Source organism: Microcoleus sp. AR_TQ3_B6 (assembly GCF_036702785.1).
Taxonomy (GTDB): Bacteria; Cyanobacteriota; Cyanobacteriia; order Cyanobacteriales; family Microcoleaceae; genus Microcoleus.
Genome location: NZ_JAUBVJ010000023.1, coordinates 23,891 through 46,428, shown reverse-complemented (window position 1 = coordinate 46,428; position 22,538 = coordinate 23,891). Strand labels below are relative to the sequence as shown.

Sequence of the window (22,538 nt, the reverse complement as noted above, 5' to 3'; positions counted from 1 at the left end):
GACTGACGGGAATAAATCTAAAACCTAAAATCTAAAATCTAAAATCGATAGCCCCCGGATTCATTCCAACCCGCAGGGTGACTGACGGCAATAAATCTCAAAACTCAAATCTAAAATCTAAAATCTAAAATCGATAGCCCCCGGGTTCATTCCAACCCGCAGGCTGACTGACGGGAATAAATCTAAAACCTAAAATCTAAAATCTAAAATCGATAGCCCCCGGATTCATTCCAACCCGCAGGCTGACTGACGGGAATAAATCTAAAATCTAAAATCTCAAATCTAAAATCTAAAATCGATAGCCTCCGGATTCATTACAACCCGCAGGCTGACTGACGGGAATAAATCTCAAAACTCAAATCTCAAATCTCAAATCGATTGGCTTCGCAGAAAAAGATGATAGTTGACAATTATTGACAACAAGTTGGAAATGTCTTATACTCAAATGCAATCAAATTTTTGAGAATAATTTTCAAGAAGTATGGCAGAGTTATCCGATCGTCCCGGCATGAAAAAGCCGGGGCGCTGGAGTCGCCGCCAACTGCTACAGCTAGGAATAGCTGGTGCAGGGGTAGCGGGCAGCGCGATCGCATTGCAAAATTTGACCAAAAAACGATCGGCTGTGGCGAGAGTACCGCCAATGCCCGCAGATGCAGTCACCGTCAGCAATATCAACCCGCTGCAAATTGCGCGGGATTTTGATTACGGCACGGTGACGCGCGAAAACGGGCGCACGGTACGCGAATTTCGCATAGAAGCTAATACTTCGATCGTGCAACTTAACAGCGCCGTCACTTTCAACACCTGGAACGTGAACAATCGCGTGCCGGGGCCAACATTGAGGGCAACTGAGGGCGATCGTATCCGCGTTCTTTTTTATAACAAAGCCGGACATTCTCATTCGCTGCACTTTCACGGCGTTCATACCAGCGAAATGGATGGCGTTAAACCAGTGAAAAACGGTTCGGTATTTATTTATGAATTCGATGCAGCTCCCTACGGAGTGCATCTATATCACTGCCATATTGCTCCTGTAACTCGCCATATAGGTAAAGGACTCTATGGGATGTTCATCATCGATCCGCCAAAACCCCGCCCTCCCGCCGATGAAATGTTATTAATCATGGGAGGATACGACGTAAACGACGACGAAAAAAACGAACTTTACGCTTTTAACGGGTTGCCCAATTATTACATGAACAACCCGATCCCTATTTACCGAAATCAGCTAATCCGGCTGTACGTTCTCAACATGATTGAGTACGAAGCGGCAGTAACTTTTCACCTGCACGCCAACTTTTTTGATGTGTACCGCACGGGAATGACTTTAACTCCCAGTGAAAGAACCGATGTAATCACAATGGGAGTAGCTGAACGGCATATTTTAGAATTTACCTACGGCTACGCTGGAAAATTTATGTTTCATCCCCATCAAGATGCGATCGCCGAAGCAGGCTGCATGGGTTTATTTGAAGTCATCGCTTAACCCAAATCGCGCCCCCCGATTACAGCGATTCCAGTTAAGAAAGTCTTAAATTATCTACCAAATTTTCTCGCAAATAGGTAGAATTAGTAGCTCGCAAATAATTGAGAAATCTTCTTAATAACTTGCGAATCCAACTGCACCTAACGTAAAAATAATCAACAGCCATGTTACCATCCTTTCGCTTATTACCGACCGCCACTGCTACAGCCCTTATCGTTGCTCTGGCCGGTTGCGTTTCCCCCCCCACAACCAGCAACACCGGCAGCACAGCCTCACCGGCCGCCTCACCGGCCGCGATTCCCGCAGCCACAAGCGGTCACAGCGGGAATCACGGCGGCAAGGGCGGGATTAACATTAATACAGCGCTGCTTTCCGAGTTAGATAAACTCGAAGCCAAGTTAGGAGTACCGGCACTTTCTAACAAGATTCAAGCCAGTCGTCCTTACGGGAAAGTCGAAGAATTGGTTTCTAAAAATGTCATTACTCAACCCCAATTCGACGAAATTAAAGACATGGTGACTATTGAAGATATCGTCCTCACAGGTGAAGCCAAAGATGTAGACTTCATGACTAAAATGGGATTGATGAAAGGGCATCTTATAGTAGCAAAAGAACTCTTGGAGCAAGGCAAACCCGACCAGGCAGAACCTCACATCGGGCATCCAGTCGAAGAAATTTATGCCGATGTGGAAGATCAGCTAAACGAGCGTAAAATTCCCGAATTTAAGACGACTTTAATTAAATTGCAGGATTTAGTTAAAGCGGGTGCAAAAGATCCGGCTCAAGTGAATGCGGAATTTGACACCTCAATGCAAGCAGTTGACGGAGCAATTGCCGCCCTTCCCGAAGCGCAGCGCAAAGATCCGAAATTCGTGCTGCAAGTGATTAACGGCTTGCTGGATACAGCTAATTCCGAATACGGAGCAGCAGTTGCTAACGGCAAAATTTCCGCAATTATTGAATACCAAGATTCGCGGGGTTTTGTCATGTACGCGGAAACGCTGTACAAAGATATCGCCGAACAAGTGGCTAAAACTAGCCCCGAAACCGACAAAGCAATTGTTGCCAGCATGACTGAACTTAAGGCAAATTGGCCAACTGCGATCGCGCCTGCAGCCCCCGTAAAAACCACCGAAGAAGTCACCAAGCTAGTTAAATCGATCGAGAACGACAGCCAAAAAGTTCTCAAACCCGCATCTTAAAAAAGTTAACTGAAACCGCCAAGGGTAATTGGTAAAAAAAAATTACCAATTACCTCCCGATATTACCTCAATTAAAAAGATGAATTTTAGCGAAGCATTGCCCACATTTGTAATTACTCTCCGCGAAGGAGTCGAAGCCGCCTTAGTTGTCGGAATCGTTCTCGCTTGCCTCAAAAAGTCGGGACAAACTTATTTAAGTCCTTGGGTTTTTGGGGGTGTTGGAGTTGGACTTATTGCCAGCGCTTTGATAGGTGTACTGTTCGGCTGGACGATTCAAATTTTGTCCGCATCGAATCAGCCTTTTGCACCGATTATGGAATTGCTGCTAGAAGCAATCTTTGGGGTTATAGCAATAGCAATGCTGAGCTGGATGCTGATTTGGATGACCAAGCAAGCGCGATTTATGAAAGCCGAAGTTGAAGGCGCTGTAAGTGCTGCTTTAACGCAAAACTCTCATGCCGGTTGGGGCGTATTTAGTTTAGTTTTTATTGCCATTTTGCGCGAAGGGTTTGAAACTGTTTTGTTTGTCGTCGCCAAGTTTCAACAAGGCATTATTCCAGCCCTCGGCGCTTTGGGAGGAATACTTTCAGCAGCCGGACTTGGTGTCCTCCTGTTTAAATGGGGAGTCAAAATTAATATCCGCCTGTTTTTCAAATATATGGGCATTTTATTGCTCTTCATTGTAGCAGGCTTAGTGGTATCTACCTTGGGACTTTTTGACAGCGCGATGAATATTTTATCGCAAACAAATCGCGAGTCAGCCGCACTGTGTTTCTATTACGAAAGATTTGCCAAAGTGCACTCTTGCATTCTCGGGCCGATGGTGTGGAATACCTCGAAACTGCTTCCCGAAGAAAAGTTTCCCGGTTTGTTGTTGAGCGCGCTGTTTGGCTACACCGATAAGCTCTATGTCGTGCAGGCGATGGCTTATTTCGTCTTTTTAATTACCGTCGGCGGCATTTACTTTCAAAGTTTGGCAGGTCGAGTGTTTTTCCCGTTCAAAAAAACTCAGGTAACGAAATAGGAAATTAAGTGCGATCGAGATACGATCGGCTTTTTAGTGGAAATGCAGGAGGCAGTTGTTTGTTGCTAATAACTAATGCGCCCATAAGAGAGAGCGCATTAGGAAATCAGCTATCTATTGACTGAAGGTAAAACGACCGTCAACTTTTTCTCCGTTAATATTCGCAGTAACTTTCACGGGATAACTTCCTGCATCTTTGCCGGGAAACACCACAGCGTAATGTTTGCCCTCAGCATCATACTTGAGAGCTAGGGTTTGCTGCTTTCCATTCGGCAACTGCACTTGAGCCGTCACTTTGGCGTTAGGAACTGGTTCCTTTTTCTCCCCTTTTTGCAAATAAAGATCTAAATGAGTTCCGGTAGCTTCTTTTTCAGTTACAAACTCTAAATGGTAAGCTCCAGACTCCACAACTTGCCCCCCTTTAGTTGCTTTTCCTGGAGCAGCGGCGGGAGCCGAAGACGCAGGAGCAGAGGCGACAGGAGGGGATGCTGGACTGCTATTTGTATCGCTTGCTTGGTCGCCTTTATTACAGGCTCCCAAAAATAACAATCCGACGCTGCCTAAAATAATTAAATTTGACTTGAGCGATTTCATTGTTTGACTCCTTGCTGACAATAATTAAAAAATATCACACATTAACTACCTTGGCGTCTTCAACAGCGGCTTGAGGTTGGTGAGGTCGTAAAAACTTACCAAATTGAGCATACAAAGCTGGCAAAACTAACAGAGTCAAGGCAGTAGAAGTAAATAATCCGCCTAAAACTACTACTGACAAAGGTTGCAGGATTTCCTTGCCCGCCCCACCTTCAAAGACTAAAGGTGCTAAACCCAAAGCTGATGTTAAAGCGGTCATCAGAATGGCGTTGAGCCGTTCCATGGAGCCTTTAATAATTGCTTCCTTAAAAGGCATTCCCTCGGCAAATTTAGTGTTGTAGTTGTCTACTAATAACAAGCCGTTGCGGGTGGCAACGCCAAATAAAGTGACAAAGCCAACTAAAGAAGCTACAGAGATGATGCCACCAGTCAAAGCTACCGCAATTACTCCTCCCACTAATCCGAGCGGCAAATTAATCATAATCATAGCAGTTGAAGCGATAGACTTGACGGACAAGTACATCAATACTGTAATTACCAAAAAGGCGATCGCGCTAAATATCATAATATTTTGCGAAGCTCTTTGCTCGGCTTCAAATTGACCGCCGTACTGGATAAAATAGCCAAAAGGCAACTGCACCTCTCGTTTGACTTTAGCTTGAATTTCATTCACAACCGATCGCAAATCCCTACCTTTAGCATTAGCCGCTGCCACAATCAACCGGGAAACATTCTCGCGGTTAATCGTATTGGGCCCCGTACCGTATTTAACAGTCGCAACTTGGGCGAGGGGGATTTTGTTGCCACTTGGAGTATCAACCAACAAATTCTGAATAGTTTCTAGATTGTTTCTGGTTTCAGGCTGCAACCAAACAACTAAGTCAAAAGTTTGCTGCGCCTCCAAAACTTGAGAAACAACTTTCCCGTTTAAAGCCGTCTCAATTATTTCAGAAAGCTCTCCGATTTTCAAACCGTATCTACCCGCAGCTTGACGGTTAAACTTAATTTGAATTTGTGCCACTGGCACCTGCGGTTCGAGTTGCAAATCCACAATTCCGTCAACTGTTTTCATTTGCTCTTCAACTTGGGCACCGATGCTGCGAAGTCGATCCAGATCCGGGCCAAAGATTTTAACAGCAATCTGACTTCTGACACCAGATAAAACCTCATCCATTCGGTGAGAAATAAAACCGCCGATATTTGGTGCAACTCCCGGCAATCTAGCAAATTCCTGCCGCAGCGACTCCAAAGTTTTCGGCCTGTTTTTCATCCCAGCCTCGCTCAAACCGATATCGATGTGAGCTAAATTGACTCCTGCAGCATCAGCATCTCCCGGAGCTCTGCCCGATCGCACTTGCACGTATTCAAACCTGGTATCATCCTTAAGTGCATCTTCAATAGCAAAAGCCGCGCTATCCGTTGTCTCCAAAGAAACCCCCGGATAAAGCTGAATAGTATTCACCAAAGTTTGCTCCTGAAACTCCGGCAAAAACACCCGTCCAAAGGAAGGCAAAATAATTAATGCAGCCACCATGCTAGCAGCAGCTAAAGCTAAAATAATCCCCGAGTAGCGCATTGACAAATTTATCAAAAAATGATATATATTTTTGCAAAATCTCGGCAGCCAAGGTTCCGCAGCGCTCATGCGTTTGTTAGGCAACAAAATAGCGCAAAGGGCCGGAGATATTAACAGCGATTCCAGACTAGAAATTACAACAACTACCAAATAAGTAATCCCCATAGGCGTAAAAATCCTACCTTCTACACCGGGCAAAGTAAAAATTGGCGAAAACACCACAATACCAATAACAGTCGCCCCAATTAAAGAATCGCGCACCTCTTGACTGCCCTCAAAAATCACATCCATCACCGGGCGCGGATGAAGAGAAGACGTATTTTCTCTCAAATTGCGGTAGGTATTTTCCGCATAGACGATCGCATCGTCGATCGCAGTGCCGATCGCCACCGACAAACCCCCCAAAGTCATCGTATTCAGCCCCAGCCCCAGCCAATACATCGCCAGCAGCCCGAACAGCCAAGTCAGAAAGAAATCCAGCAAAACAACCGTCAGAGTGCGCCAATTCATCAAAAACGGGATGAGAATCAGAGTGACGATAATACTGCCTTCAACTAAAGCCGATCGCACATTCTCCACCGAGGAATTAATATATTCTTCCTGTCGAAAAGTCACAGTAACTTTAATATCTTTTGGCAGAGCTTGCTGCACCTCAGCCATTGCTGCCTCAACCGCTTTAGTTACCGTCGGAGTATCAGCAACGGGCTGTCTGTTTACCATCACAATCACAGCTTTTTTGCCGTTAAAACTGCCATCGCCCCGCTTGATCGCAGCACCAATCTTGACATCAGCCACATCAGCAATTCTGACGGGTGTTCCGTGGCGAGAGGCGATCGCCGATTGCTGCAAATCTTCCAGAGACTCAATCCGCCCCACCCCCCGGATTAAAGTTTCTCGATCCGGCGTAATTAAATACCCCCCCGGCGCGTTAACATTCGCAGCCGCCGCCGCTTCGGCAACTTGCTGCAACGACACATTAAAAGCTTTCAACTTAGCAGGTTCTACTAATACTTGATACTGCCTTTCTTCGCCGCCGTAAGCCACCACTTGAGCAACGCCCGTCACAGCTAGAAGGCGATTTGTGACTTGCCAATCAACCAGACGGCGCACTTCCATCAAAGGAGTAGTTTCCGAGGTAAAAGCATAAGTAATAACAGTGCCGACTGGAGAAGTTGTCGGAGAAATTTGCGGTGTTTCTACTCCGGCGGGGAGTTTGCTTTGCGCTTGCTGCAACCGTTCTGTTATCAACTGGCGCGCTTGATAAATTTCAGTTCCCCAATCAAAGATTACCTTAACCGAAGAAAGGCCCACAGCGGAAGACGATCGCACTGCTGTCACCCCAGGAGTTCCGTTAATTGCACTTTCGATCGGCAGTGTTACCAAAGACTCGATTTCTTCCGGTGCCAGACCCGGTGCTTCCGTCTGAATTTCGACTTGCGGGGGTGCAAAAGGAGGGAAGACATCAAGGGACATTTGCGGGATGATATACAATGTCCAAAGACTAATAATAATGGTAGCGATAACGACTAGCCAGCGGCGGTTAATTACCCATCTAAGAATAGTGCTGAACATTTAATTTGGTAATTAGTAATTGGTAATTGGTAATTGATAATTGGTAATCGGTAAGGAGTGTTGAGTTTTGAATAGCGGAGTGGGGCAAGTATGTTTTGAGTTAAAGACAGTTCTTAATTCAAAACTCAAAACTTTTGGGCGGGCACGGGGGCACCGCCCCTACAGAACTCCCGAAAAACCTATTCGTGTATCCATGTTTGCCGTGTCGTGTCGTGGGTAATTGGTGATTTTAACTGGATGCCTCGGCTGAAGATTGTTAAATAGCTCTTCAGTTTAGATTGACAGACAAAAATGAAATTAGGATGAAATGTTTTAACTGTCCTATCTAAAATATTAACTCTAAAATCTAAAATGGTATAACTGCATTGCTATTTTTAACAACGCCGCTTACAATAATTATTATACAAGCACCAAAATAATACTCGCACTTACCAATTAATGCAAGAACCAAAAAACATAATAGACTACAATCCCGTTCCACCAAAGAAATCGCAACGGGTGAGCGTGCGCGCTCAATTCAAAGGGCGCAAAAAACCTAGGCCGTATATTTTCGATGAAGAACGATCGTAGAGCGTTTCTGGGTGCAGGTAAATTAATCAACTATTTTGCAAAATAGGGATGCACTCTTTTCACTTACTTCAAAAAGATGAACTTGCCATTATTTCCATCTACATCCATCTTGATTTGAGCAATATAAAACTGGCTCTGTACAACTTCACCTTCAGGGGTAAAGGCAATTTCACCGAGAGGAGTATTGTACTTTCCAGCTAGGATTTGCTGATTCAGCTTTGTGCGTAACTCTGCCAATGACAACGCGCTGAGTTTGGTTTTAGTATCCAAAGCTTTCAAGGCTTCCACGAATACTTGTACGGCAGTGAAGGCTTGAGCACTAAACTGCGGTGGTTCCTTCTTGTTTTGCTTTACATAAGCATCGCGGAAGGCAGCATTGATTGCGCCGGGGGCTTCGGGACTATAGGCTTGAGCAATGATAATACCATCGCAGAGTGCTTGACACACCGAGAAGATATTAGACGTGTTCAAACCATTGCCGCCAACGATCGTACCTTTATAACCCAGTTCCCGCAGTTGCCGGATCGAGTTACCTCCATCGGCTGCCAATCCTGAAATCACAACTAAGTCGGGTTGGAGAGCGAGTGCATTACCAATTTGAGCTTGGAAGTCCGTGTCAGTAGTTTGGAACTTTTGGACGGTGACGATATCCAGCCCTTGGTTTTTAATCGCTTGCTGGAAAATTGCTGTCTCCGATGTCGTGAAAGCGTCATTTTGAGCATAAAAAACAGCGACTTTTTTAATCTTAGGATTAAGCTTAAGCGCTGCCTTTACTGCATTGGGAGCTACAAGCGAAATAGGTGCAGAGACACGCGCAATATACTCACCAATCTCAGGAATCCCTTTGGCAGTATTCGATGCGCCAATGACTGGGACTTTTGCTCGTTCTGCGATTGGATTGGCACTAAATGCCTGCTGAGAAGCCGATGGTCCAACAATGCCAACCACTCGATCTTGATTAATTAGAGTTTGGAACGCGTTGATGGCTCCTGCTTCATCCCCTCCAGTGTCTTGAAACACCAGTTTAATAGGAGTACCATTAACACCTCCCCTGTCGTTGAAATATTTCTCAGCAATTTTGGCACCAGCCACTGATTCCTGAGCTAAAAGAGCATAGTTGCTGGTTTGCGAGAATGCTGCTCCAATTGGCAGGGCAGTGGCCCAATTGGGTGTAGCTGCTGCTGGTGTATTGCTCGGAGTATTAGTGGTGGTGGTGGTAGGTTGATTGGTTTGACTGCAAGCAACAACCAGTACAAAAGTGATGAACGAGGTGAGAATTTGAGTAAAGATACTTTTCTTAAACATCTTAGGACTTCCCCAGTTAGTATGTGCAACTACAATAGTGCTGAACATTTAGTTAGGTAATTGGTAGTTGGGAATTGGTAATTGGTAATTGTATCTTACTCCGAACTTTCGCCAACTGGGATAAGGCGAGAACAACTATAGCAATCCTCGCATCATTTGCATAATTATTGTAGGGGCAATCCCCCCGTGGTTGCCCGATAGATAGGGGGTAGGCAAAGAAAGGCACTACCCCTACAAATTTATCTGAATCATTTAGGATTGCTATATAGCCTTTTTCAGTAACATGAGGCGCTCTCGCGGGCAGAGGGCATCAGTTGCGAGCGGTGTGTACCTCATTTTATGGAGAACCGCTATAGCCAGCGGCGGTTAATTACTCATCTAAGAATATTGCTGAATATTTAATAATTTGGGAATTGGGGATTGGGGATTGGGCATTGGGTATTGATAAAAACAGCTATCCGTGTATCCGTGACTTCCGTGTCGTGCTGTTACTTTAAACTCTTGACCAAGAATTTCAAAGGTGGTACCCGCCACGTGATTTATCCGTGGAATCAATCCCAAATCGAAAATCTAAAATCCTCAAGAAAGAGCATTTATCCGTGGGTCAATCTAAAATCTAAAATCTAAAATCTAAAATCGATTGACTTCTGCCTCTGGAGTTTTAACGTGATGGTTGTCATTGTGTAACAGCAGTTCATTGTCCAACGCCGATGCGGAGGCGGAAAAACTATTGTTTCCGGCATTGTTTCCAGAATCCGCTGCTATTGTTGGCAATTTGCGCCGATTTCCCCACAACACGCCGGCTGCAAAAGTCAGAGATGCGATCGCAACTCCTCCCCCTATTCCCGCCCACCATAAAGACACGGGTAAATTATTAAAATTAACCTCTGTTACCTTTGGAGTTGCCTTTTTCTTTTCCTCGTCTTTTGAGGGCTTGCTGCCGCCCCGCAAAGATTGTGCGTAGAGTTGAGGTGCTCGCTGCGTTACTATCAAATCTCCCTCGAATAAACCCCTCTTCACTTCAACTAAATCTCCGGCCGTTTGACCGAGTTCAATTTCAACAGCTTGATAAGCATTGCCATTTTGGACGTAAACGGTTTTTTTACCGCTAACATCCACTACTGCCGCACTCGGAATTGCTAAAATATTTGTGGCAGTTTTGTCGGTTAAAATCTCCAACTCAGCAAACAGTCCAGGCTTTAATTCACCGTTAATATTATCTAGTTCTGCTTTCACCGGCACCACCCGCGTTTCTCCTGACACGGATGACCCAATTAAGGCGATTTTTCCAGTGAAAGTGCGCTCGGGTAAATTAGCGACTTTTACCCTGACTTCCTGATCCTGTTTTACTTGATTCAGGTCTTTTTCGTAAATATTGGCTGTGGCAAAAACGCGGCTGTCATTTAACAGACTCATCAACGGTTTTTCAGCGTTTACTGACTCTCCTGGGGTGATGAAGCGATCGGCTACCGTCCCCGAAATCGGAGCAACTACGGTAACGAGTCCTCGATCGTTGGCAACAGTTCCTAATTGTTGCAGCCGCGCTTGATAGGCTGCGTCAGCCAAGCGAATGCGCGACTGAGCGACTTCGACGGCAGTTTTGCCGCGTTTGACTTGGTTCTCGGCTTCTAGGACTTCCCGGCGGCTCTGAGCTCTGGTAAGTTGAGCTTTTGCTTCTGCTACTCTGCCTTGAGATTCCCGCAATTCCCGCATTGGGAGGTCTACTTCGGCTTGTTTAATTTCGGTTTCGGCTTTGATAACTTCAGGACGGCTTTTTGCCTTAGCAGCAGCGGCTTTTGCTTCGGCGAAGTGGGCTTGCGATTCCAGCATTGTGCGCCGCGCGATCGCTCCTGATGCCGCTAATTGTTTGTCGCGATCGAACTGTTCTTTAGCAATAGTTAATTCTGTTTCTGCCCGGGCTATTTCGGCTTGCGCTATTTCAACTTGACGTTGATAGTTTTCTTGAGCGGCTTGGACAACTGAACGCTTGTTTACTAATTCTTGTTCTCGTTGGTACTGCTTAGTTACCGCTGTCAATTGGGTTTGGGCTTGGGCGATTTCTGCTGCGGATATTTGAAGTTGGCGATCGTAATTTTCCCGTGCGAGTTTGAGATCGCCTTCCGCTTGCTGCAAATCTGCCTCAGCTTCGGCACGTTTCGAGAGAGATTCAACCCGCAACTGTCCTAATTCTGAACTCGATAAAACCGCCACCAGTTGACCTTTTGATACTTTGTCCCCAGGCTTAACCAGCAACTCTACAACTTTGCCAGCAACAGCAGCCGTCACTTCGACTTTTTGGTTGGGCAAAGTTTCAATTTGTCCTGTGGTTTTGATGCCGATATCTAGTCGCTGGCGGGCGGCAGGGGAGACTTTAATACCTAATCGTTTTGCTGTTTCGGCATCGACAGAAATAGCAGCAGAATTTTGAATTGTTTCGCCGCTGTGGTGAAATTCATTTCCGTGGCCAGCGTGGGCAAAAACAGCGGCGGGAGAACTTAGCAAAATTAGGCTGAACAAAGTTCCAGAAAAGCTGCTAATAATTGCCGCAGATTGAGCATATTTGTGAAATATCATCGTTGGCATTGTCCTTGAAATCAGGTTGAGTGCCACAGGTTTAACGGTTGGTATTTTGCCAAAATAAGTAAGTGAACCCAATTAACGGGAGCTACTTATTAGCATTTCCCAAGAAGCGACCGCTAAGCAATGACCGAGAGCTAGAAATGCTCTACTCAACCTAGTATTTCACTGCCAAATGAAATTAGGATGAAATTTCGCCTCAGCAGCCCAGATGCCCCCCGGCTTCTAAAATACGAAGATAAGTTGTGCCTAATGCCAAGCGATTGTTCTGTAGATTTTTTTCCCGTTTTGTGATCTCTGGTTGCGCTTCAATTTCCTGTGTCAATGCACTCACTAGCTCTTCTGCCGCTGCATTTGATTGATAAGTTGTGTTTAACTCCAAGCTGTTCAATATCATGATCCACCCCGTCTATATAGCTTTCTCCTGACTTATCTACTACTTTAGACGTAGAGCGGCTCAATTGTCTTCAGTATTTTTACCTAATCTAATCAAACTCAGGTGGAGTCAATCGATTTTAGATTTTAGATTTTAGATTTTAGATTGACCCCACGGATAAATGCTCTTTCTTGAGGATTTTCGATTTTAGATTTGGGATTGATTCCACGGATAAATCCGGGGGCTTGAGGATTTTCGATTATCGATTTTAGATTATCGATTTTAGATTGACCTCACGGATAAATGCGGGGGCTTGAGGATTTTCGATTTTAGATTTTGGATTGATTCCACGGATTTATCACGTGGCGGGTACCACCTTTGAAATTCTTGGTCAGACAAATGCTGACAGGCACAGTCGAGTTAAGTTACAATTTATACCAAGGTTGTCGCTACTTTTTCATGTCTTCAATTTCTTGCCTTTGTGAAACAAGTATTTCCTGAACAATTGACCTACTGTAATTCCTGTAACTCATATTGTGGATTTGTGTCATCTTTTGTTTATGGGAGCTAAATTACTGTTTGTACCAAGCTTGCCGCCACTGTTTCATTTGCTCAATTTCTTTCTTTTGCGAAGTCAGAATTTCTTGAGCTAATTTCTTCATTTCCGGCCGTTTTGACTTCTTCAAAGCATCTTCAGCCATCACTAAAGCTCCTTCGTGGTGAGGAATCATCGCATTGATAAATCGCAAGTCAAATTGGTCGTCAGCCGCCCCTAAATCCATGGTCATCATCATGTTTTGCATTTGTTCGGGAGTCATTGGCATCATGTGACCCATTTGAGCGTGATAAGCCATTGGCGTACTGCTGGCTTTGGCATACCAAGCTTTTCGCCACTGTTTCATTTGATTGATTTCGCGGTTCTGAGCAGCAATAATATTATTTGCTAGTTTTTTCATTTCCGGACGTTTGGATTTATTGAGTACCTCTTTTGCCATGTTTACAGCACCTTGATGGTGTACTGTCATGCCATCAATAAATCGCAAATCGTAGTCGGCATCAGCCGGGCCTAAATCCATTGACATATTGTGATTCATGCCACCCATGCCGCCGCCTTGTGCCATGTCTTGCTTGTTGCTTGCTTCGGTTGCAGCCGTAACATTTGGCGCTTGAGTTTCGCTGGAAGGGGCTTTTGAACAAGCTGCAAGCACTCCGCTGGTTAAAGCGGCGGCGGCGGTAAATACCAGGGCTGCAAAGCCTGTTTTTAGTGAAATTGGTTTCATCGATTTTATATCCTTAAAACTGCCATTTATCTTCAGCTTTCCACATATAAATGAAATTAGGATGAAATTTTTGCCTCGGAATTGTAAATAATTGTTGCTGTGCCGTCGATCGCACTCACATTTAAGATACAGGACTGACAACCGAATTATGTAGGGTGCACAGTGCGCGCCTTACCCCTATGGGTAGCGTGTCAAACCACTTTTTTCAGAATTCCTGATTTATTTCGCAATCCCCCTTGACCGAAAGCATCCAGGATACAAGCCCCCGGATTCATTCCGAAAGCAGACTCAGGACCGGGGAAATAAAAAACCTGTATCCGATGAAACTTGCCTAACGTATTTATCCGTGGGGTCAATGCTTCAATCGAAAATCTAAAATCGAAAATCTAAAATCGCTTGACTCTCCAGTGAACTGGAGACTTTACAATGGAGTTAATTCATTTATTGAGCAGAGTAGTTTCTGCTGAGGTTCCAACTATGACTTTACAGCTAAAAGTTCCTAAGATGGCTTGTTCTGCTTGTGCGAATACAATCACAAAAGCAGTCCAAGCCATTGACTCAGCCGCTAATGTTGAGGCGGATCTCAAGACAAAATTGGTCGCGATTCAAACCGCTAAGTCGGAAAGTGAAGTTAGGAAAGCGATCGCATCTGCTGGCTATCCAGCAAGTCAATTTTAGATTTTTGATTTGTGATTTTTGATTTACTTGCAGCTTTGAATCAAGTCAATTTTAGATTTTTGATTTACTTGCAGCTTTGAATCTGGGAGATTTCACAAGAGTCTAAAATTTTTGATTCTCCACGACAGGAGTACGTCGCACCTTATCAGTTTTTAGGCGAGGTCAATCGATTTTAGATTTTAGATTAAAGAATTGAAGCATTGACCCCACGGATAAATTCTCTGGGCAAGTTTCATCGGATACAGGTTTTTTATTTCACCGGTCCTGAGTCTGATTTCGGAATGAATCCGGGGGCTTGTATCCTGGGTGCTTTCGGTCATTTGAAGACAGAAGGTAACTTTATAACTTAGGAGGGCATCTATGGACAATCTCACACTTAAATTGCGGGGCATGAGTTGTGCTTCTTGTGCTTCCTCTATCGAACAAGCAATTCAATCTGTTCCCGGCGTAATTGAGTGTCATGTCAATTTTGGGATGGAACAAGCAAGCATCCAATACGACTCCAAGCAAACCGACTTAGAAACAATTCAATCGGCTGTTGATGCTGCGGGATACCAAGCTTTGCCGCTTCAAGAAATGGCGGCGACAGAAGATGATTCCGAACAAGCCGATCGTAAATCGGCATCTCAAAACTTGCAGCGGAAACTCTGGACGGCAGGTATCATAAGCATCCTGCTATTTGTGGGCGCTATTCCGACGATGACGGGCTTGCATCTGCCATTTATTCCCGCATGGCTGCACAATTTTTGGCTGCAATTAGTGCTCACCTCACCCGTACAATTTTGGTGCGGGAGATCGTTTTATGTGGGAGCTTGGAAATCCCTAAAACGGCGCGTAGCAACAATGGATACCCTGATTGCTTTGGGTACGAGTGCTGCTTACTTTTATTCTGTAGTTGTGACATTTTTTCCTGGTTTCTTTACCGCTCAAGGTTTGACTCCTAGCGTTTACTACGAAGTGGCCGCCAGCGTTGTCGCCTTAATTTTGTTGGGGAAAACCCTAGAAAATCGGGCGAAGGGAGAGACTTCCGAAGCCATTCGCAAACTCATGGGTTTGCAAGCAAAAACTGCTCGGATAGTTCGCAACGGGGAAGAGTTGGAAGTGCCGATCGCCCAAGTGGAAATTGGCGACATCGTGCAGGTGCGGCCGGGGGAGCAAATCCCGGTAGATGGAGATGTTATTGAAGGCTCTTCCACTGTAGACGAAGCAATGGTTACGGGAGAAAGTGTGCCTGTTAAAAAGCAGCTTGGCGACGAAGTTATCGGAGCCACAATTAACAAAACTGGCAGCTTCAAGTTTCGGGCGACAAGAGTTGGCAAAGATACATTTTTAGCTCAAATTGTCAAGATGGTGCAGGACGCACAGGGTTCAAAAGCACCGATTCAAAAGTTAGCCGACCAAGTGACTGGTTGGTTTGTTCCCGCAGTAATTGCCATCGCTTTAGCTACTTTTATTATCTGGTTTAACGCGACGGGAAACTTCACTCTAGCCACAGTGACAATGGTGGAAGTGCTGATTATTGCCTGTCCCTGCGCTTTGGGTTTAGCAACTCCGACTGCTGTGATGGTTGGCACGGGGAAAGGTGCAGAAAACGGGATTTTAATTAAAGGAGCCGAGAGTTTAGAATTAGCTCACAAAATCCAAATTATTGTGTTAGATAAAACGGGAACTCTCACAGAAGGCAAGCCGACGGTAACTGATTTTTTGACAGTGAGGGGAACGGCGAACAGCAATGAATTAAAGTTGCTGCAATTGGCGGCGTCTGTCGAGCGCAATTCGGAGCATCCTTTGGGGGAAGCTGTTGTGAGGTATGCTCAATCTCAAGAGGTTAATTTGACGGATGTTAAGGATTTTGAGGCGATCGCGGGGAGCGGTGTTCGAGGGGTTGTAGCCTCCAAGTCGATCGCCCTGGGAACGCTGAGGTGGATGCAGGAACTAGGCTGCGATACTGAATATCTGGAACTGCGCGCCAGAGCTTTGGAAGCTGCGAGCAAAACGGTTGTTTGGATGGCTGTAGAAGGCAAAATAGAGGCAATTCTGGGCATTGCGGATGCTCTCAAACCATCGTCAGCGCAGGCGGTGAAAGCACTTCAAAAACTCGGTTTGGAGGTGGCGATGCTGACTGGAGATAATCGCGCGACTGCGGAGTCGATCGCCCAATCCGTGGGCATTAGTCGCGTTTTTGCCGAAGTTAGACCCCACCAAAAAGCAGCTCAAATTCAAGCCCTGCAAGGGGAAGGAAAAATTGTCGCGATGGTGGGAGACGGGATTAACGATGCACCGGCTTTGGCCGCTTCAGACGTGGGAATTGCGATCGGCACCGGCACCGATGTGGCGATCGCAGCCAGCGACATTACCTTAATTTCAGGAGATTTGCAAGGCATAGTTACAGCAATTAAACTTTCCCGCGCCACCATGCGGAACATCCGCGAAAATCTGTTTTTTGCGTTTATTTACAACATCGCTGGAATACCGATCGCGGCGGGCATTTTGTTCCCCATTTTTGGCTGGTTGCTAAATCCAATTATCGCCGGTGCAGCAATGGCTTTCAGTTCAGTCTCTGTAGTTAGTAATGCTTTGCGATTGCGGAATTTTAAACCAAAATCTCTTGCATAAATTTAGTCAACAGTCAACAGTCAACACTCAACAGTCAACACTCAACACTCAACAGTCAACACTCATCAGTCATCAGTCATCAGTCATCTGTCAACAGTCAACAGTCAACAGTCAACAGTCAACAGTCAACAGTCATAGGATAAATTTAAAAAATGTTGAACCAACGCCAAATCTTAGGAAGCCTCGGAAGTTTAGGAATTATGCTCTCCATTGCCTCGGGAGTTCGAGCAAATCAAATATCAATTCCTCCTGCCAATTCCACCGCTCAATTTCGCCATATCGAACAGCCGTTAAGTTTAAAAATTGGCGTTACAGCAGGGGGATTGACATTAATTGGTTTAGAACTGTGGTGGTTTTTGTTCAGTAAAAAGCAAGCTAAAACCAGGTAAACTTGGCCGAGGCGGTTTTTTCCAGCAAGATATCGCTAAAATTGAGGAAGCTTAAAAATTTGGAGTGAGCTAAATGCAACTACTACACACGATGCTCCGAGTCGGCAACCTGGAAGAGTCCCTCAAATTTTACACCGAGGTTCTGGGCATGAGATTGCTGCGGCAAAAGGACTATCCAGAGGGTAAATTTACTCTGGCCTTTGTGGGCTACGGCGACGAATCAGACACTACAGTTTTGGAATTAACATACAACTGGGGCGTCACAGAGTACAATTTGGGGGATGCTTACGGTCATATTGCGATCGGCGTTGACGACATTTACGGTACTTGCGAAGAAATTAAAGCCCGCAGCGGTAAAGTTATTCGGGAACCCGGACCGATGAAGCACGGTTCAACTGTCATCGCTTTTGTGCAAGACCCAGATGGATATAAAGTTGAATTAATTCAACTGCAAAAGCCCAACAGCAGCAGTCAGAAATTAAGTGCGGTAACCGCCTCCTAGAGTTCGTCCTGCTAGTCCTGGTAGGGTGCGTCAGAAACAAACTTTTTGAGTTATATTGAAACTTTTTATCTGACGCACCGTACTCAGGAGATGCGAGGGGGTTTTCAACACTTTTAATTCGATCGCACCGACGCTACAAACTGCTGTAAATAACTCTTTTTCCACAAAACAGAAAAACTGCTGCCTATTTTGCTTAAGCTATCAAACTGAGAAATTAATTTAGATTGTCGGCGCTGGTCTAAAGCAGCGACCACAGAAAAGAATACAGCTAATACTAACAAAAATACCACCATCACACTAAATAAAATAGTCCAATAAACTATAAATTCGCTGGCGTAGCTGACCCCGAATATTTCGTTAATTACTAAATCCAATAAATACAAAAACATCCCTACTGAAAACCCCACGGCGAACAATAGCCACGTCCACCTAAACATATCTGTTACAGTCTTGCTATTTTTGGACGCAGAAAGTTCTAACTCTCTAATTTGGCTGTTAATATTTGATGTGACTTCATACAAAGTATACTGCAAACAATCTCTGATATAATTGAGTTCCTTGTCGCGGTTTATGCACTCCTCGGAGGTGCTTTTGTCAAAGCTCAGGTTTTGGAGTTGTTTGCGGTGCGCATCCAGTTTATTGTCTAGGGTGTAATCCCATTTTTTCAGCCGCTCTACAGTCAAATACAAAAGTTCCCTATTAGCATCTAACAAGCTCTGGCAATCTACGATCGATTTAACGAACTTGCTGAGATTGTTGATCTTCTCCTCTAGAGTATTTTGGTATTTCCTTTGTTGAGCTGACAAGAAGCTTGCGAGTTCGACCTCGCCATCCTCGCACAGCGACAAAGCCTCACCATACAACTCGTCAAGTTCCCTTTTACGGAGATACACTGACGCTTTGCACTCCTCAATTTCGGGAATGGTCAGATATTCTAAGGGCTGATGTTTTACATTAAATTTATATACGAGCGCTGTCATAATCAGCGCAGATTTTCGGTCTAGCTGGTCTTTGTAAGGTTCTAAAATAATTGTAGCTAGATTTTTAACTCTGTCTTCGGGGTGGTGCAGAAACTCAAAAATTTTGGCAAGTATTTGGGAGAATTCCCAGTCATTAAAATTATTTTCCGCAACTTCCAAAAAGTTTGTTACCGCTGCATCGTTTTCGGCATTTAATTTGTACGGGTTCGTAAATGCGATCGCAGCAAATACTCGATCGATCCAAAACAGATATTCCTCGCAATCCATTGGCAGGCCCGGCAGCAGCCAGCTCGGGCCGTACACCCAAAAATCTAGACAATTCTCATATTCCTTACTGCTGTCATTTCTGCTGCTGTCGCCCAAAGCAAATTTGTTGCTTGCTAAGACTTTAATTTGCTCTTCTACAACCTGCCGCTCAATTTCTCCTGCATTGATTGTGAGATTTACACCACCTTCCTTGCCTTGCCCTTGCCCTGCTTCATTCAACCAAATTGACTTAATACTAACAGCCACAGACCACCGAATTAAAGGAGTCGATCCCCCTCGCGCTTCCACTTCTAACGCCGCCAGCAGATTTTTGCTAAAATCCCTTACTCTAGCTGCTCTCTCACTTGATATCAGATCATTTCGCACCTTCCCAAATGCCTGAATTGCCAAAGCGCGAAACAGCAAATTCGGATGCGGTTTTCTGACGGATGCCAGTATATTTCCCCTTAATATTCCGCTTTTCGGTACGCCCAAAACTTCAGCAAAAGGCTCGATCCCGCACTGTTGCAGGATTCCTTCAACTGTGTTTATTCTTTGCCAAGCTTGAGTATATTTACTGAGAGTGAAGATTAGCGCTGTGCCACTGCATTCCATTGGCATAGGGATGCTGGTGCGATCGGGTTTGCACTGATTGCTCGTCATAATTTGTCGCCATGACAATTAGTAGATATTGACGCCGTTGTTTACTCCTCAATGTAACTTTACATCTCCTGCTGCTTTTTGTCAATATTAGTCCTGAACGCATAGGAAGCTAGAAACCCGGTGGTTTCACGAATAAATTTCTCATGACTAAAGCGCTGATTTTTCCTCTAAACCGGGCTTAGCAAGACCAAATTTCATCCCGAACTAAATATATAATTTTGCACTGATCGGTGAAATATCAAATTTTTACGTTGGGCCACGAAACCCAACCTACTATAATGATTTTTTTTTCGGAGCTTTTAAGATTTGGTCGCTCGCCATTTGGTCAATGATTAAATCACTGATAATTTGAGCTCCGTGGGAGGTAAAGTGCAAGCCATCATTATTTTTTACATAGCCTCGCTTCCCCGATTTATCAGCAACTACAGGAAGAAATTTTCCGGCTTGTGCAAAAGTGTCCCAAGTAGAAATAAATTCGAGTTTTGCTGAAGAATTGCTGGCATTTTTATAAATATCGTTCATGATAGGAAAAGCTTTGAGATACGAAGATTTGTTAGGTATCGATTGACCGACCCAATACACTTTCCTCACGGATGACGAAGCAAGTAAGTAGGCATATCTTTCTACTCTTTCTTGATAAGCTTTTTGCCATTCTTTGGTTAAAATTACCCGGGATTTTCCTTGAAAATCAGTGATATCTTGAGTGTCATTTGCTCCGAACAAAACTATCACTACATCCGGCTGGTAATCATTAAGAATTTGGCGAGTTCTGGCATACCAGTCATAATAATCTATCCGATTTAATCCGCTCGATACCTTGTAGTCAATTTTCGTATCTGCGATATTATATTTTTGCTTAAGAGTGTATTGGAGTTTAATTCCTAAGTCGAACATTACGGAATCTCCAATAAATAAAAATTTGCGATAAGGTCTGGTCAGTTTGGGTTTAGCTGGGGTTGGTTTTTTAGCAAGCTTTTGGGGCAGTGCGGCTGCTTTTGTTTCGGTTTTGACAGGAGGAATTTCGGATTTTTTGGGGAGGCTATCGAAGTTAATATCTTTAATTTTGCTCCAAAAATCTTGTTCGGATTTCCTGAAACCGTCTATTTCGATCTGGCGCGCTGCTTGTTTGATTTCGGGACTGGCGAAAGGAGTTGAAGCAAAGCTTTTCAGAAATAATGATAAGTTTGAAAATATCAAAGTGAGAATTACAGAAGTAACAATCAGCAAAATTTCCCGGTCTTTCATATTTCTTAAAAATTAAAGTAAATAAAAGGCGGGACGGTACTCGGCCCCAACATCAAGATAGCATACACGAGCAGCGAAACTAAGACAACCCGAAAGAAAATGTTTTTTAATGACAATACGGTTTGCAATACTTTGGCGATGCGATCGCCCCACAAGTTGAGCGCGCCAACGACGGCAATTACTAAATACAATTGCCAAAAGTTAAATTGAAAAGTTGCGACTGCCGGATGGACAATTCCTTGAAAAAATTTCACCGCAGTTTCCCAGTTGGGAGTGCCGAAAAATACCCAGCTACAAGTAACAAAACTAAATGTTAACAGCCAACTGCAAAATTTAGCAAATCTGGGAAAGGCATAGTCTAATTTAAAGTGGATAGCTTGGGGGATATCTTTACATAAATGGTTGACAATTAATCCTAAACCGTGAATTGCTCCCCAGAAAATAAAGTTGAGACCTGCGCCGTGCCAAAATCCGCCGATCGCCATTGTTAAAAATAGATTTAGGTACTTCCTCAACTTGCCGTATTTGTTGCCGCCTAAAGGAAAGTAAACGTAATCCCTCAGCCACTCGGAAAGACTGATGTGCCACCTTTTCCAAAATTCTTGCACGCTGAGCGATCGGTATGGCATATTAAAGTTGGCGATGGGTTGGAAACCCAGCAAACAGGAGATGCCGTTGGCTAAATCCGAATACCCGCTGAAATCTACGTAAATTAAACAGGAATAGGAAATTGCGGCGAGGATTAAATCGATGCTGCTGTACTGCTGGGGGACTTTAAAGGGCAGTTGAGTGAAGTTAAACAAAAAGCTCGATAAAGTATATTTTTTGAAGAGCCCAGATAAAATTAAAACTATAACTTCTTCGATTTGATAGTCGTATTTTTTTTGGGAATTTAGCTGCGAGTAAAATTCCAGAGGTCGCGAGATTGGCCCGGAGGCTATTTGGGGAAAGTAGGTAATGTAGGCGGCGTAATCTACAAATTTCGGACAGGGGATTTTTTGCTGGTAGCAGTCGATTAAATGGGAAATCATTCTAAAAGTGTAGAACGACACACCGACGGGGGCGATTATTTGCAAAACTTGAAAGCTGGCTGGAATTTGTAGCTGGTTCAGTACCTCAAATAAAGAAGTTACAAAGAAGTTGCAATATTTAAAGATGCCGAGATTGGCAATGTTGAAAATTATCCCCGAGATTAAAGCAAGTTTTTTATATTTGCCGTTGCCGACCGCCCGGAGAATGATATAATTGTAGGCAGTACCTAAAACGAGCAGCAAGAGAAAGTCGAAACTCCAAAAGGAATAAAATAATAAACTGGAAACTAGCAAGACAATTTTATACAACTCGACTTGGGGTTTCACAGAGACGATCGCGCTAAAAATAATTAGGAAAAAGATTAAAAATTGGTAAGTGGGAAATAGCATAAACCTCAGCCGCTAAAAAATCTTGATTCTGGCAATATTTTTATAAGTACGGGCAGCGAACCTATCCCCAAGGGAATCGCCAGAGTCGGTCTGAACGCACCAAATTTCGGGGTGGATTGCGGACTGTAAGCTTTTGCAAGAGGTCAATTAGGTCATAACTTCCGCCCTAGTTAACCGCACTCATAAATTCATAATCGTGTTTAAAGATTATGATGGTTGTGAGACGATGTATTAAC

Annotated in this window: 16 protein-coding genes; 7 read left to right on the top strand and 9 right to left on the bottom strand. The window is 44.3% G+C overall.

Going from position 1 to position 22,538, the window contains the following annotated elements; genetic code table 11:
- The first annotated feature begins 481 nt into the window (after positions 1–481).
- The 3 genes from QUB56_RS13715 (at position 482) to QUB56_RS13705 (ending at position 3,712) form a co-directional block, all read left to right on the top strand.
- Positions 482–1,486 carry a multicopper oxidase domain-containing protein gene (locus QUB56_RS13715; RefSeq protein WP_332955798.1) on the top strand — a complete coding sequence of 335 codons (1,005 nt, stop codon included), beginning with the start codon at positions 482–484 and terminating at the stop codon, positions 1,484–1,486.
- A gap of 164 nt (positions 1,487–1,650) precedes the next feature.
- On the top strand, positions 1,651–2,688 hold the full coding sequence (locus tag QUB56_RS13710; RefSeq protein WP_332955796.1) for a helix-hairpin-helix domain-containing protein: 1,038 nt from the start codon (positions 1,651–1,653) through the stop codon (positions 2,686–2,688).
- A 79-nt stretch (positions 2,689–2,767) separates the two neighbouring features.
- Positions 2,768–3,712, top strand: coding sequence for an FTR1 family protein (locus QUB56_RS13705; protein WP_332955794.1), 945 nt, complete (start codon positions 2,768–2,770; stop codon positions 3,710–3,712).
- Between the two features lie 114 nt (positions 3,713–3,826).
- On the opposite strand, the gene QUB56_RS13700 is transcribed toward QUB56_RS13705, so the two are convergent.
- The 6 genes from QUB56_RS13700 to QUB56_RS13675 all read right to left on the bottom strand — a co-directional run bounded on the left by QUB56_RS13700 (position 3,827) and on the right by QUB56_RS13675 (position 13,562).
- Positions 3,827–4,306, bottom strand: coding sequence for a hypothetical protein (locus QUB56_RS13700; protein ID WP_332955792.1), 480 nt, complete (start codon positions 4,304–4,306; stop codon positions 3,827–3,829).
- Between the two features lie 34 nt (positions 4,307–4,340).
- On the bottom strand, positions 4,341–7,454 hold the full coding sequence (locus tag QUB56_RS13695; protein WP_332955791.1) for an efflux RND transporter permease subunit: 3,114 nt from the start codon (positions 7,452–7,454) through the stop codon (positions 4,341–4,343).
- Between the two features lie 633 nt (positions 7,455–8,087).
- Positions 8,088–9,377, bottom strand: a complete 1,290-nt coding sequence (locus QUB56_RS13690; RefSeq protein WP_332955789.1) for an ABC transporter substrate-binding protein — start codon at positions 9,375–9,377, stop codon at positions 8,088–8,090.
- A gap of 582 nt (positions 9,378–9,959) precedes the next feature.
- A complete protein-coding gene (locus QUB56_RS13685; protein WP_445243341.1) occupies positions 9,960–11,912 on the bottom strand; it encodes an efflux RND transporter periplasmic adaptor subunit in 1,953 nt (650 codons plus the stop codon).
- Positions 11,913–12,105: 193 nt separating this feature from the next.
- Positions 12,106–12,303 carry a hypothetical protein gene (locus QUB56_RS13680; protein WP_332955787.1) on the bottom strand — a complete coding sequence of 66 codons (198 nt, stop codon included), beginning with the start codon at positions 12,301–12,303 and terminating at the stop codon, positions 12,106–12,108.
- A gap of 551 nt (positions 12,304–12,854) precedes the next feature.
- A complete protein-coding gene (locus tag QUB56_RS13675) occupies positions 12,855–13,562 on the bottom strand; it encodes a DUF305 domain-containing protein (protein ID WP_332955785.1) in 708 nt (235 codons plus the stop codon).
- 477 nt (positions 13,563–14,039) lie between these two features.
- Between QUB56_RS13675 and QUB56_RS13670 the strand changes: the two genes are divergently transcribed.
- The 4 genes from QUB56_RS13670 (at position 14,040) to gloA (ending at position 17,747) form a co-directional block, all read left to right on the top strand.
- A complete protein-coding gene (locus tag QUB56_RS13670) occupies positions 14,040–14,240 on the top strand; it encodes a heavy-metal-associated domain-containing protein (RefSeq protein ID WP_332955783.1) in 201 nt (66 codons plus the stop codon).
- Between the two features lie 360 nt (positions 14,241–14,600).
- Complete coding sequence (locus QUB56_RS13665) at positions 14,601–16,856, top strand: heavy metal translocating P-type ATPase (protein WP_332955781.1); 2,256 nt, start codon at positions 14,601–14,603, stop codon at positions 16,854–16,856.
- Positions 16,857–17,008: 152 nt separating this feature from the next.
- The gene (locus QUB56_RS13660) at positions 17,009–17,245 is read left to right on the top strand and encodes a hypothetical protein (protein ID WP_332955779.1); all 237 of its coding nucleotides are present in this window, start codon (positions 17,009–17,011) and stop codon (positions 17,243–17,245) included.
- Positions 17,246–17,318: 73 nt separating this feature from the next.
- Positions 17,319–17,747: a lactoylglutathione lyase gene (gene gloA / locus QUB56_RS13655; protein WP_332955777.1), complete on the top strand. Its 429-nt coding sequence runs from the start codon at positions 17,319–17,321 to the stop codon at positions 17,745–17,747.
- A gap of 113 nt (positions 17,748–17,860) precedes the next feature.
- Here the strand turns inward: gloA and QUB56_RS13650 are convergent, their stop codons facing one another.
- From QUB56_RS13650 to QUB56_RS13640, 3 genes are all read right to left on the bottom strand, one after another.
- Positions 17,861–19,636 carry a hypothetical protein gene (locus QUB56_RS13650; RefSeq protein ID WP_332955775.1) on the bottom strand — a complete coding sequence of 592 codons (1,776 nt, stop codon included), beginning with the start codon at positions 19,634–19,636 and terminating at the stop codon, positions 17,861–17,863.
- A 273-nt stretch (positions 19,637–19,909) separates the two neighbouring features.
- Positions 19,910–20,881, bottom strand: coding sequence for a DUF459 domain-containing protein (locus QUB56_RS13645; RefSeq protein ID WP_332955774.1), 972 nt, complete (start codon positions 20,879–20,881; stop codon positions 19,910–19,912).
- A 5-nt stretch (positions 20,882–20,886) separates the two neighbouring features.
- Positions 20,887–22,302, bottom strand: coding sequence for an MBOAT family O-acyltransferase (locus QUB56_RS13640; RefSeq protein ID WP_332955773.1), 1,416 nt, complete (start codon positions 22,300–22,302; stop codon positions 20,887–20,889).
- Between the last annotated feature and the right edge of the window lie 236 nt (positions 22,303–22,538).